Source organism: Planktotalea sp. (assembly GCF_039984035.1).
Lineage (GTDB): Bacteria > Pseudomonadota > Alphaproteobacteria > Rhodobacterales > Rhodobacteraceae > Planktotalea.
The window spans coordinates 1-12,832 of sequence record NZ_JBDWVM010000378.1 but is presented as its reverse complement, the minus strand read 5'-3'; the positions used below and the strand labels follow the sequence as shown (position 1 = coordinate 12,832).

Here is a 12,832-nt window from a genome sequence, read left to right as displayed (position 1 = left end):
CCAAATTCATTGAGAACCGCTTGCACAAGTACGCGCATGCGTGCCTCGTCAGGGGTCATCGCGGGCTTTGCTGTAAATTTCATTGCGCTGACGTCCTCAAGCTGTTGCTGAGGACTGCGCGTTGTTGGCTCGGCTATCGGGCGTGGTTGAGGTTCTGGCGTCTCTGGCTTGGCAGATTTGGATTTGCGAATGCGCAACCGCTCGCCGTCGGCGCGCTTCACTCTTTCGGAAAGACCTTCTTTGTCAAACCCTTCCGGTGCAAAGCTCATGCTATCCGCAGCCTCAAGTTGATCCTCGTCAGCTACATAAGGCTTTGGCATAATCATTGCGATTTTGCTTTGTTTTACTTTCGCGCTTTTCTTCATGCGTTTGCGTAAGAATAGCAGGCTCATGATGCCGCCGACACCATACAATAGGTATTCTGGGTGTTCTTGAATGATCGGGTAGTCTTTTAGAATTGGAAACGTTTCTAAAATGATCCTTGGATCGGAATAGTCAGACGCAAGATTTTGCAAGGACTGAGTAAACTGGGCAATTTGTTGCTGAATCATAGCAGGTCTTTCGAAAAATAGGCTTGGTCGCTTATGGGTTGCAGTCTTTTTGTGATGGACAACTTTGCCGAAAGCTGGGCGGCAGTGTGCCGAACTTTAGGAAAACTCGGACAAGTCTATGTTTTTTGGGTCCTGAGCCTGAGCGGTGCATCGCCGAAACAGTGTGTCTCTTCAATCGAGGTTGAGATTTAATTCACCTAAGGTCACCCTGCGGGTGAGGCATATAAATTTGAGGCAAATATTATGATTGATTTAAGTAAGAGACGTGTATTTTTGTTAGGTTTTGGCGCCTTTGCGCTGAGTGGCTGCGCGCGCCTTCGCGCGGGTAATGTTCCGGTCGTGCAAGAGGGGTTTGTTGTGCAGCCAGAGCCTGTTGCGCAAGATAATATGACGGGGTTCCTTGCCGAGGGAGATACGATTTACATCTCGGGTTCCATAAATGCGGACACTGTGGCGGGCTTTGAAGCTGTTCGATCCTCGAATCCTGACGCGAACAAACTGGTTTTCCTAGAAGCTGACGGGCCTGTGGGTAGCGATGCGGCTTTCGGGTTCGCACGCGCAGTTAGAGCGGCTGAGTTCAGCACCCATTTGCGCAACGATTCCACGATCAGCGGCGGCGCAGTTGATGCATTTCTTGGGGGCACGCAGCGCACCATGGAAGAGGGCGCGACGATTGGTGCTTTGCGCGGCGCGGATGCGGAGGCGCATGCAGGTTTCGTCACAGAAATGACGGGCGGTGATGCCTATGCGCGTTTTGCTGGAAAATTTGGGGGTCGCAGACGTCCTCGCCCCATGACAATCGCTGAAATTGGCGCTATGGGGATTGTCAGTGCCAATACTGGCGAAGTGATTATAGCAAACTAACTGCCTTTCTCCACAGCGAGAGTGGCAGAGACGGGAGACCCCTTAATGTTCGATCTAACAGGAAAAAGCGCGCTTATTACGGGCGCGTCCGGTGGCATTGGCGCGGATATCGCGCGTGCGTTGCACAGCGCTGGCGCGACGGTTGGCCTCTCAGGTACGCGTACAGAGCCGCTGGAAGCCTTGGCCGCTGAACTTGGCGAGCGCGCTCATGTTCTGCCGTGCAACCTGTCGGACATGGAGGCGGTCGCTGCATTGCCAAAGCAAGCCGTGGAAGCGATGGGCGCGGTAGATATCTTGGTGAACAACGCCGGTATCACGCGCGATAACCTGTTCATGCGTATGTCTGATGATGAATGGCAGTCGGTTCTTGATGTGAACCTGACAGCGACCATGAAGCTTTGCAAAGGTGTGATGCGCGGCATGATGAAGGCGCGCTGGGGCCGTATCGTGAATATTTCCTCTATCGTTGGCGCAACGGGTAACCCAGGCCAAGCGAACTATTCCGCGTCAAAGGCTGGTATGATCGCGATGGGAAAATCCCTGGCCTATGAGGTTGCATCGCGCGGCATCACGGTGAACGCGATTGCGCCCGGATTCATCGAGACTGCGATGACGGATAAGCTGAATGACGACCAAAAGGCAGGCATCTTGGGTCAAGTTCCTGCGGGTCGCATGGGCACGCCCAATGAAATTGCTGCTGCTGTTGTCTATTTGGCGAGCAGCGAAGCGTCTTATGTCACAGGGGCAACCTTGCATGTGAATGGCGGCATGGCCATGTTGTAAGCCATCAGTTCGGCAAGCGATTCCGTTTGCCTTACGCGCCGCGTGTGTTATAGGCGGCGCATCATTGACCTTGTTTGATATCAAACAAGGTGTTCCTTCGGGAACAAAAGCTGCCCAGCTCGGGCATTTACACGCGCCCGACACGGGCGACATCATGTGCCCCGCTGGGGACAGGCACCAACGGGTCATTGGCCCAAGATATAAGGAATTCGAGATGAGCGACGTTTCAGATCGTGTAAAAAAGATCGTAGTTGAGCACCTTGGTGTGGAAGAAGGCAAAGTTGTTGAAGGCGCGTCCTTCATTGACGATCTTGGCGCAGACAGCCTTGACACAGTTGAATTGGTTATGGCGTTCGAAGAAGAGTTCGGCATTGAGATCCCTGATGACGCAGCTGAAAACATTCAGTCTTTCGGCGACGCGGTGAAGTTCATCTCTGAAGCTGCATAAGCTCTCTTAGATATAGACTTTGAAGCGCCCTTCGTAGAAATACGGAGGGCGTTTTGCGTTTTAGATAAGATATTTGGATAAGATTTATGAAGAATACCATTTTGGGAAGTTTGATTGCGTTGTTTTTGGCCGCTCCGGTTGTGGCGGAAGAAGCTGTTTATGGATCAGTCTATCTTGGCGGGTTGGATCGCGATGTGACTTGGCCCCATAACGATTTTAACGAGCATAATTCAATGGTGTGCAATGTGAACGGGCCTGATGGTTTTTTGACGGTTCGTTCAGGTCCGGGTTCGGATTTTAAAAAGGTGCGCGCGTTTAAACGTTTGGCGGTTCTGGTCGTTGATATTTCCGAGCGCCGCGGGAATTGGGTGCGGGTCGTTGACGGCTATCGCACCCACACGAGCGAGGGCGTGCCACAGGATTTCAAAGCTTTGCCAGTGTCCGGTTGGGCGCATGACGGGTATTTGTGCAGTTTTCTGGACTGATCGGGCGCGGTTGCGATGCCAAATGATCTCGTCCCTGAATTTGCGGTTTCCGACTGGATGCGTTCACGGCGCTTTTACTGCGAAATCTTGGGATTTGAGTATGTTTACGAGCGCGCGGAAGATGGGTTTAGCTACCTGAAGCTTGGCGGTGCTGAATTGATGATTGATCAAATCGGCACCGGACGCACGTTCGATGATGGGCATTTGCCTGACGCTTACCCGTTCGGTCGTGGATTGAACGTGCAGATCAAGGTTGATGCCGTTGCGCCGATGATTAAGGCGTTGCGGGCAGCGGGCATCGACTTGTATTTAGCGCTAGAGGATCGTTGGTATCGCAAAGGGGATATCGAGCTTGGCAATCGGCAGTTTGTTGTGGCTGATCCTGATGGGTATTTACTGCGGTTTTATCAGGATATTGGCTCTCGTACTGTATAAGCCTGACTCTTCGATGCATTGTAAGTTTATCGCAAAATAAATATTTAGTGGTATGGTCAAACGCGTGATTCTTTTACTTTCCTTCATTTTTATCCTTGTTTACTTTTCTGGGTGCATACCAAAACTCAGTCATCTACGTATTTCTCGAAATTTTCCAGCGGGAACGCTCAATGGGCAATTGCTAACTTTTCTTCAAATTAAGAACTTCACAATAGTTAAGCGACATAACGCAGAATTTTACGAGTTTGGCACGTCGAATTGGAGACATTATGTTGTCGACACTCAGCTGTTTAACACTGCTGAAGAACGTGAAAAATGGCTCAACAGTTGTGTGTTGCCCGATTGCCAAATCTTCGCTGCTTCTAAACTTGATCTAACGTGGAGAGTTTTTGGGAGCGCCCATCTTTACAGGCTCATTTGGTCAATCGAAAATGGAGAGATCATGGAAATATCCCAAAAAAACCATATTAATCGCGGCGCGAAGTAATCAATAGTTACACGAAAGTCGAATTGATGAAATTCAACTACTCTTTCTTTTCTCGCATGACATATTGTTGTTTGGTGTATTGCCGTCATCCGCTTTAGGTCACTTTTTTGGTTTGGCCCCTATGAAGGTCACGATAAGCGCTGCGGCTGTGATGGTGAAGACACCTGCAAATCCGAGAGCACCCGGCACAGCTGAAAACAGGATCAAATCGAAACCGAGTGCCCAGACGAGGCCTGTGAAATCGAACGGGGCGAGGGCGCTGACGGGGGCGCGGGCGACGGCCTCGTTTGAAACGATGTGAGCAATGCCGCCGATCAAGCCTGCAAAAACCAGCCAGATGAAGAGCGTTTGGTCTAGGGCTACCCAGCCAAAGGGGAGCGTTGCAAGGCCGATGATAGCTGCGACGATTGCAAAGTAGAAGGCGATCGTAGAGGCGCTTTCAGTAAGTGTCATCGTCTTTGTATGAACGCGCACAAAGGCCATTGTGAAGGCATAGGCAAGGCCCGCACTGACGCCGATCCATGCGCTTTCACCGGGAAGCTCGAACGCCTCCCAGAGCAGGAGCAAAACACCTGCGAAGCCAAGGGTGACGGCTAGGAAGATGGCTTTGGTCAGCTTTTCATTCAACATGATGGCGGCGAGGGGGAGAACAAGGATTGGCGCAAGATAGGCCAGCGCTTGGGCATTGGCGACGGGCAGATAGGCGAGGGACAAGAAGGACATCGCCATAGAGAAGGCGCCAAAGCCACCGCGCGTGACGTGGAGCATTGGATGTTTCGTTTTGAGCGCTTTGGGGAATTCACCAAGCCACATCATATAAAGGCAAATGGGAATGAGCGCGAGGATGGAGCGCCAGAACATGATTTGACCGATTGGAACGCTGCCCGCGACGCCGTGCACTGCGGCGGACATCGCGGTGATCAAGAAGGCGGAGAGGAGTCTGAGGCCGATGCCTTGGAGAAAACTTTTGCGCGAATCCATGCGTCATGTGTGTTCTCTTGTTTGCGCCTGAGCAAGCGCCATGGGGCTATCGGTACGGGAAATTCGAGTGTGGTCTTTGTTTTCGGTGATTTGTTCTTATTTTTGGACATTCACGGGCGGAAATTGGCGAATTTGAAAAGAAAGCATGAGTCTGCCTGCAATTTGGCCAACCACTTGCCAGCTACCCCCAACCCAAGGTAAGTGTGCGGCAACGAACACTATATATAGAGGGCAGTCTTTATGCGCCGAGTAGTTGTCACAGGTCTTGGATTGGTTACGCCGCTTGCGAGCGGTGTGGAAGAAAGCTGGAGCCGAATTTTAGACGGTAAGTCTGGCGCGGGACCTATTACGCGTTTTGACGCAAGCCGCGTTACAACGAAATACGCTTGCGAAGTTCCCCTTGGCGATGGCTCCGACGGCACGTTCAATGCAGATGATTGGATGCTCCCTAAAGAGCGTCGTAAGGTCGACGACTTTATTCTGTATGGAATTGCCGCTGCTGAGCAAGCTGTTCGCGATGCGGATTGGATGCCTGAGGACGAAGAAGATCGTTTGCGCACAGGTGTCATGATCGGATCTGGTATCGGTGGTTTGAATTCTATCGCGGAAACGGCGGTTTTGATCCATGAGCGCGGCCCGCGCCGTGTTTCACCGTTCTTTATTCCGGGTGCTTTGATCAACTTGATTTCTGGTCAGGTCGGTATTCGGTATGGGTTTAAAGGGCCAAACCACGCCGTTGTGACGGCTTGTTCGACTGGTGCGCATGCGATTGGCGATGCGGCACGTCTGATCATGACGTCCGATGCGGATGTGATGATTGCGGGCGGTGCAGAGGCGTCGATTTCAGAGATTGGTATTGCTGGATTCAACGCCTGTAAGGCGCTGAGCACGAAGTGCGAAGATGATCCAACCAAGGCGAGCCGTCCTTATGACAATGACCGCGATGGTTTTGTCATGGGTGAAGGCGCGGGTGTTGTTGTGCTGGAAGAGTACGAACACGCCAAGGCGCGCGGTGCGAAAATTTATGCCGAAGTGATTGGCTATGGTCTGTCCGGTGATGCGTATCACATCACGGCGCCATCCGAGACGGGTGAGGGCGGTGAACGCTCTATGCGCGCGGCGCTTGCAAAAGCGGGTCTTGAGCCGAAAGACATCGATTACATCAACGCACACGGCACATCTACGATGGCTGATACAATCGAGCTTGGCGCGGTTGAGCGGATGATGGGTGAGCATGCGAGCAAGGTGACGATGTCCTCGACCAAGTCGATGACGGGCCACTTGCTGGGCGCGGCTGGTGCGATTGAGGCGATCTTCTCGATCCTCGCGATCCGTGATCAGGTGGCTCCGCCGACGATTAACCTAGATAATCCTGCGGTTGAGACTGCGGTTGATCTGGCCCCGAATGCGCCAGTGAAACGTGAAATTAACGTGGCTTTGAGCAACTCTTTTGGATTTGGCGGAACGAACGCGTCTGTTCTGTTCGGGAAGGTCAGCTAAATGTGGCGACACATTGCGTCTAATGCGGTGACATTTCTTATCGTGGCGCTTTTCTTGTTGGCGGGTGTGATCCTCTGGGGACAGGGGCAATACCGCAATGCGGGGCCGCTGGAGCAAGCGATTTGCCTCAAGGTTGATTCTGGATCGACGATGAGCCGCGTGAGCAATGATCTCGCGGAGCAGGGTGCTGTGTCTAGTCCTTCGATCTTTCGCATTGGCGTTGATTACGAAGAAAAGACCGGTGATCTGAAAGCGGGTAGCTTCTTGGTGCCTGAAGGCGCGTCGATGGAAGAGATTGCCAGCATTATCACGCGCGGTGGTGCGAGCACCTGTGGTACCGAAGTTGTGTATCGGATTGGTGTAACGCGCGCGACGGTCTTGGTGCGGCAGCTCGATCCTGCGACGAACCGTTTTGCCGAGATTGCGCGTTTTAACCCTGCAGAGGATGCGGCGCCTGCGGAATATGATCGTGTGCGTTCCGAGTCTGACACGCGTTACCGGATTGCATTGGCGGAAGGTGTGACGAGCTGGCAGGTGATTGAAGAGCTTAAGTCGGTTGATGTGCTGGAAGGTGAAGTTGCTGATGTTCCGAGTGAGGGATCGCTGGCACCTGATAGCTACGAAGTACGGATTGGTGATACGCGTTCGGCTTTGGTCGAGCGTATGGAAGCCGCTCAGGTATCTCGGATTGCGGAAGTCTGGGCGTCCCGTCGCAGCGATGTTCCTTTGGAAACACCTGAGGAAATGCTGACCTTGGCGTCGATCATCGAGAAAGAAACGGGTGTTCCTGAAGAACGTCGCCAAGTTGCGTCGGTGTTCACAAACCGTTTGAACCAAGGCATTCGTCTGCAAACTGACCCGACTGTGATTTATGGCGTTACACGGGGGCAAGGCGTGCTTGGACGCGGCTTGCGTCAAAGTGAGCTTCGCCGTGAAACCCCCTGGAATACTTATGTAATTGACGGTCTGCCGCCGACCCCAATTGCAAATCCGGGTCTTGCAAGTCTGCGTGCTGCTGTTGATCCTGACAATACTGATTTCATCTTCTTTGTTGCGGATGGCACGGGCGGTCACGCCTTTGCAGAGACCTTGGCAGAGCACAATGCAAACGTTGCCAAGTGGCGTCAGATCGAAGCGGAACGCGCGAACAACTAAAGGGTTGGGGGCATCATCCCCAACCCTTTTTACATTCGGCAACGCGTTTGCGTCTTACCTCTCAAAATTCATAATTTGTTAATGTTATCGAACGTTTAGGCCGTGCGCTTGAATGCGTTTTCCTTGACTTTTGGCATCATTTCCCTTATAGGTTGTGACATGCTGGAAGAAATGGCGAATGACTTTTGGGAGCAATCCTAGGGCTGTTTTTCATTTTGCTCGTGCGGAGACAACGCGCATGAGGAGAAGGAACTGTATGACACAAAACCAAACAGGTGTGTCGGGACAGGACTTATTCGAACTTCAACAATCAGCCAAAGCGCAATTGGTACGCGCTATCGCGGGGCTAAACCAATTGGCCTTGCGGGTTGATGCAGGGAACGTGGGACCAAAATCCGAAGCGAACAAGATCCTTGGGGACATTCGGGACTGGTTAAAAATTGCTCATGAGATGGAGTTGCGTCTTGAAAAATATGACCACGATAGAGGCGGAGGCGGGCGCACAGGTGCGCTCGATCTCGAGCAGGCCCGATCTACGATTGGGTGCAGATTGGATCGCTTGCGCCGATCCTGCTGTTCAGGATGATTTTCTGAATGAATTGGCGGAGGGAGAGCTGATGGCTCTCCCTTTTCTGTTCGAATTTTGGGCGATGGAGCATCAGTTGCCACCCGAAGGGAATTGGCGTGCCTGGGTCGTGATGGGTGGGCGCGGCGCTGGCAAGACGCGCGCAGGTGCTGAGTGGGTGCGAGCGCAGGTTGAAGGGGCTGGGCCGAAGGATGCCGGGCGCTGTTCGCGCATCGCGTTGATCGGGGAAACTGTGGATCAAACGCGCGATGTGATGGTGTTTGGGGAAAGCGGGATTTTGGCCTGTTCACCACCAGATCGCAGGCCTGAATGGCAAGCGACGCGCAAGCGGCTTGTTTGGCCCAATGGCGCGGTGGCGCAGGTGTTCTCGGCACATGATCCAGAAGGATTGCGCGGGCCGCAGTTTGATGGGGCTTGGGTGGATGAGTTGGCCAAGTGGAAACGTGCGGATGAGGCGTGGGATATGTTGCAATTTGCGCTGCGCCTCGGGGAGCTTCCGCAGGTTTGCGTGACGACGACGCCGCGCACAGTTGGGATCATGAAGGATTTGCTGGCTTCGCCGAGCACTGTTGTGACGCATGCGCCGACGGAAGCGAACCGTGCCAATCTGGCGGCGAGTTTTCTGGAAGAGGTGGAGCGCCGTTATGCCGGTACGCGTCTTGGGCGGCAGGAGCTGGACGGGGTGTTGCTTGAAGACAGTGAGGGCGCACTGTGGAGTAGCGCTTTGTTAGAGGCTCATAGGGTAAAAGATATTCCAGAACTTGATCGTATCGTCGTTGCGGTTGATCCACCGGCTGGATCAAAGAGCGGCGCGGATGAATGCGGGATTGTGGTGGTGGGTGTGCAGCACGCGGAAGATCCGAAGGATTGGAGAGCGCTTGTGCTGGAAGATGCGAGTATTCAAGGCGCGACGCCCAATGGCTGGGCCAGCGCTGCGATTACTGCAATGGAGCGTTGGGACGCGGAGCGTTTGGTGGTGGAAGTGAACCAAGGGGGCGACATGGTGAGCAGCGTTATTCGTCAGGTTGATCCACTTGTGGCGATCACGGCGGTTCATGCCTCGCGCGGCAAGGCTGCGCGCGCTGAACCGATCGCGGCGCTTTATGAACAAGGGCGCGTGTCGCATTTGCGTGGTTTGGCAGAACTCGAAGATCAGATGTGCCGCATGACGGTGCGAGGATATGATGGCAAAGGGTCGCCTGATCGTGTGGATGCGCTGGTTTGGGCGCTGCACGAGGCGATGATTGTGCCAAGTGAAAGCTACCGAAAGCCGCAGATCCGCGCGCTGTAGAGATTTAGAATTTGGAGTGAGTTTGGCGCGCATCTTGCGGGGAGCGCGGCAGAGGAGCTGCGCGAAAAGGAGTGAAAGATGGCATTTGATTTTCTTAAAGGGCGCGGCTCTCAGCAGGCGGTTCCTGAAAGCAAAGCGAGCGCAACAGGGCCTGTTGTTGCCTATCATGGGGCAGGGCGTGTGGCGTGGAGTGCGCGCGATACGGTGTCCCTGACGCGGACTGGTTTTTCTGGCAACCCGATTGGATTTCGCGCGGTAAAGTTGATTGCGGAAGCGGCGGCGGCGGTGCCTTTGGTGTTACAGAATGCCGAGCAACGCTTTGACGCGCATGAGTTTCTGACCCTTTTGGCAGGGCCGAATGGGTCGCAGGGGCGCGTTGAGTTTTTCGAGGCGTTGTTTGGACAGTTGTTGCTGTCGGGCGATGCTTATGTGGAAGCGGTTGCGGGTGAGACTGGCGCGCCTTTTGAGATGCATGTGCTCCGCTCTGATCGGATGCGGGTGGTGCCGGGCGGTGATGGTTGGCCTGTGGCGTATGAATATGCGGTTGGCGCGCGCAAGCATCGGTTTGATGTGTCGGGGCCTGTGTCGAGCATTTGTCATATTAAGTCCTTCCATCCGCAAGATGATCATTATGGTTTGTCGCCCATGCAGGCGGCGGCGACGGCGCTGGATGTGCACAATAGTGCTTCGCGTTGGAGCAAAGCGCTTTTGGATAATGCGGCGCGACCATCGGGTGCGATTGTGGTGCAGGGCACTGACGGGCAGGGTACTTTGGGGCCTGAGCAGTTTCAGCGCTTGCAGGATGAGATGGAGGCCTATCATCAGGGCGCAAAGAATGCAGGGCGTCCGATGCTGCTGGAGGGTGGTTTGGATTGGAAGCCGATGGGCTTTTCGCCCTCTGACATGGAGTTTCAGAAGACGAAGGAGGCGGCTGCGCGGGAGATTGCGATTGCCTTTGGCGTGCCGCCTATGTTGCTGGGGATTCCGGGCGATGCGACTTACGCGAATTACCAAGAGGCGAACCGTGCGTTTTATCGTCAGATTGTGGTGCCGCTTGCGGGCAAGGTTGCTGGGAAGATTGGCGCTTGGTTGGCTGGTTACACAGGCGAGCAGGTCGAGCTGAAACCAGATTTAGATCAGGTGCCAGCGCTGGCGGTGGAGCGCGATGCGCAGTGGAGCCGTGTGGCTAGCGCCGATTTTCTGAGCGTTGATGAGAAGCGCGCGTTGCTTGGCATGCCGCCGCTGAAAGATGAGGGCGCTGCATGAGTGAGCGCGGTGGAGATCGGTATGGGTTTGAGGCCTTTGATTGTGCGCCTGCGCTGCGGCTGGAGGCCCATGAGCGGGTCGCGAAGTTGCAGTTCGACGGGATTGGCCAGCGGCTAGATCGGATCGAAGCGGTGATGGAGCGGCTGGAGCGGCGGCTATGGCTCACGGTTTATGGCGTTGTGGCGGTGATTTTGGCGCAAGCGGTGCAACCGTTGTTGATGACTGGCTAAGGGGATTGGGGCGCTGCCCCGTCTGCGTATGCAGACCCCCCGGGATATTTTTGGAGAGAGGAAACGGGATGGTTTTCTCTTGGAGAAAGGATGCTTCATGCAGGTTGAGAGCGAATTAGAACGTAAGTTTTGCCGATTTGGTGATGCTTTGACGGTCAAGGATGGTGTCGAGATTGAGGGCTATGCGTCCTTTTTTGGCGCGGCGGATCAGGGCGGCGACGTTGTTTTGAAGGGCGCTTATGCGGCGTCTTTGAAAGCGCTGGCGGTGCAGGGTCGGCAGGTCAAGATGCTTTGGCAGCATGATGCGCGCGAACCGATTGGTGTGTGGGACGAGGTGCGTGAAGACGAAAAGGGTCTTTATGTGAAGGGGCGTTTGCTGGAGAGCGTGGCACGCGGGCGCGAGGCTGCGGCCTTGATCGCGGCGGGGGCGCTGGATGGCTTGTCCATTGGCTATCGCACCAAGAAGGCGCTGCGCGCTGGTGAAGGCAAACGGCATTTGCAGGAATTGGAGCTTTGGGAGGTGTCGCTTGTGACGTTCCCGATGCTGCCGAGTGCGCGTGTGGGCGCGAAAGGTGACAGTGTTCAAAGCGGTGATCTTGCGGGGCTGCGTTCCCTGGCTGACGTGCTGCGCGGCGCTGCGCAAGACATGAAACTTTAACCTCAAAACAACAAGGACGAAGCAATGAGCGATCCTGAGATGAATTCTCGGGCCGGGGAAGATGTGTCTCCTGCCCAAGAGCTAAAATCTGCATTGGCGGATTTCGTGGCGGGCTTTCAAAGCCATCGCGCTGCAACAGAAGACCGATTTCAACAGCAAGAAGAGCGACTGACCATGTATGAACGTAAATCATTGAGCCGATCCGCCCGTCCAGCTTTGGCCGGCGCTGCAACTGAAACCGCGCCGCACGAAAAGGCATTCGGTGCCTATCTGCGTAATGGCGATGAAGATGCGCTGCGCGGCATCGAAATGGAAGGTAAGGCAATGTCCACGGCTGTCGCGGCAGACGGTGGATATCTGGTTGATCCGCAGACGTCTGAGACTGTTCAAAGCGTACTGCGCGGTGCCGCGTCTTTGCGTGCGATTGCGAGCGTCGTGAACGTTGAAGCGACGTCTTATGACGTGCTGGTGGATCATTCTGATGCCAATGTGGGCTGGGCGAGCGAAACAGCGTCCTCCACAGAGACGGGCACGCCGCAGGTGGATCGTATTTCCATCGCACTGCATGAGCTAAGCGCGCTTCCGAAAGTGTCCCAGCGTTTGTTGGATGACAGTGCTTTTGACATTGAAACTTGGTTGGCGGGTAAGATCGCGGACAAGTTCGCGCGTGCTGAAAGCGATGCGTTTATTCTAGGTGATGGCATCGATAAGCCGACGGGTATTCTGAACTACACAACGGCGGCGAATGGCACCGAGGTTTGGGGCGAGCTTGGTCATATTGCGACCGGTGTTGACGGAGGTTTTGCAGCCGTAGATGCGGGCGATGCGATTGTGGATCTCGTGTACGGCTTGGCTGCACGTTATCGCGCGAACGGTGTGTTTGTGATGAACTCCAAAACTGCAGGTCGCGTGCGCAAGATGAAGGATGGCGATGGCCGTTTCCTTTGGTCGGATGGTTTCGCGGCGGGTGAGCCTTCGCTTCTGCTGGGCTACAAAGTGGTCATCTGTGAAGACATGCCAGACATCGCAAGCGATGCTTATGCGATTGCTTTTGGTGACTTTGGCGCAGGTTACACCATTGCGGAGCGCCCTGATTTGCGCGTGTTGCGCGA

General features: G+C 54.4%; 14 protein-coding genes. 12 read left to right on the top strand and 2 right to left on the bottom strand.

Annotated elements, in window-relative coordinates:
- Positions 1-551 (bottom strand): hypothetical protein (locus ABJQ89_RS16920; protein ID WP_348497332.1); only part of this gene is annotated, 551 nt, incomplete at its 3' end.
- A 273-nt stretch (positions 552-824) separates the two neighbouring features.
- On the opposite strand from ABJQ89_RS16920, the gene ABJQ89_RS16915 reads away from it, so the two are divergent.
- The 5 genes from ABJQ89_RS16915 (at position 825) to ABJQ89_RS16895 (ending at position 3,566) form a co-directional block, all read left to right on the top strand.
- The gene (locus ABJQ89_RS16915; RefSeq protein ID WP_348497331.1) at positions 825-1,415 is read left to right on the top strand and encodes a hypothetical protein; all 591 of its coding nucleotides are present in this window, start codon (positions 825-827) and stop codon (positions 1,413-1,415) included.
- A gap of 45 nt (positions 1,416-1,460) precedes the next feature.
- Positions 1,461-2,198 (top strand): 3-oxoacyl-[acyl-carrier-protein] reductase, encoded by a 738-nt coding sequence (gene fabG / locus ABJQ89_RS16910; RefSeq protein WP_348497330.1) that lies wholly within the window; start codon positions 1,461-1,463, stop codon positions 2,196-2,198.
- A 214-nt stretch (positions 2,199-2,412) separates the two neighbouring features.
- Positions 2,413-2,646, top strand: a complete 234-nt coding sequence (locus tag ABJQ89_RS16905) for an acyl carrier protein (RefSeq protein ID WP_348497329.1) — start codon at positions 2,413-2,415, stop codon at positions 2,644-2,646.
- Positions 2,647-2,732: 86 nt separating this feature from the next.
- Complete coding sequence (locus tag ABJQ89_RS16900) at positions 2,733-3,131, top strand: SH3 domain-containing protein (protein ID WP_348497328.1); 399 nt, start codon at positions 2,733-2,735, stop codon at positions 3,129-3,131.
- 15 nt (positions 3,132-3,146) lie between these two features.
- Positions 3,147-3,566 carry a VOC family protein gene (locus tag ABJQ89_RS16895; protein ID WP_348497327.1) on the top strand — a complete coding sequence of 140 codons (420 nt, stop codon included), beginning with the start codon at positions 3,147-3,149 and terminating at the stop codon, positions 3,564-3,566.
- 586 nt (positions 3,567-4,152) lie between these two features.
- Here ABJQ89_RS16895 and ABJQ89_RS16890 read toward each other — a convergent pair.
- Complete coding sequence (locus tag ABJQ89_RS16890) at positions 4,153-5,034, bottom strand: DMT family transporter (protein WP_348497326.1); 882 nt, start codon at positions 5,032-5,034, stop codon at positions 4,153-4,155.
- A gap of 240 nt (positions 5,035-5,274) precedes the next feature.
- Here ABJQ89_RS16890 and fabF point away from each other — a divergent pair, with 240 nt between their 5' ends.
- The 7 genes from fabF to ABJQ89_RS16855 all read left to right on the top strand — a co-directional run.
- Positions 5,275-6,534 (top strand): beta-ketoacyl-ACP synthase II, encoded by a 1,260-nt coding sequence (fabF, locus tag ABJQ89_RS16885; protein ID WP_348497325.1) that lies wholly within the window; start codon positions 5,275-5,277, stop codon positions 6,532-6,534.
- Positions 6,535-7,689, top strand: coding sequence for an endolytic transglycosylase MltG (gene mltG, locus ABJQ89_RS16880; RefSeq protein WP_348497324.1), 1,155 nt, complete (start codon positions 6,535-6,537; stop codon positions 7,687-7,689).
- 473 nt (positions 7,690-8,162) lie between these two features.
- Positions 8,163-9,566 (top strand): terminase family protein, encoded by a 1,404-nt coding sequence (locus ABJQ89_RS16875; RefSeq protein ID WP_348497333.1) that lies wholly within the window; start codon positions 8,163-8,165, stop codon positions 9,564-9,566.
- Between the two features lie 78 nt (positions 9,567-9,644).
- Complete coding sequence (locus ABJQ89_RS16870; protein ID WP_348497323.1) at positions 9,645-10,832, top strand: phage portal protein; 1,188 nt, start codon at positions 9,645-9,647, stop codon at positions 10,830-10,832.
- The gene (locus ABJQ89_RS16865; protein ID WP_348497322.1) at positions 10,829-11,062 is read left to right on the top strand and encodes a hypothetical protein; all 234 of its coding nucleotides are present in this window, start codon (positions 10,829-10,831) and stop codon (positions 11,060-11,062) included. Before ABJQ89_RS16870 ends, ABJQ89_RS16865 begins: the two co-directional genes overlap by 4 nt.
- A 97-nt stretch (positions 11,063-11,159) precedes the next feature.
- Positions 11,160-11,720, top strand: coding sequence for an HK97 family phage prohead protease (locus ABJQ89_RS16860; protein WP_348497321.1), 561 nt, complete (start codon positions 11,160-11,162; stop codon positions 11,718-11,720).
- A gap of 24 nt (positions 11,721-11,744) precedes the next feature.
- Positions 11,745-12,832 (top strand): phage major capsid protein (locus tag ABJQ89_RS16855; protein WP_348497320.1); only part of this gene is annotated, 1,088 nt, incomplete at its 3' end.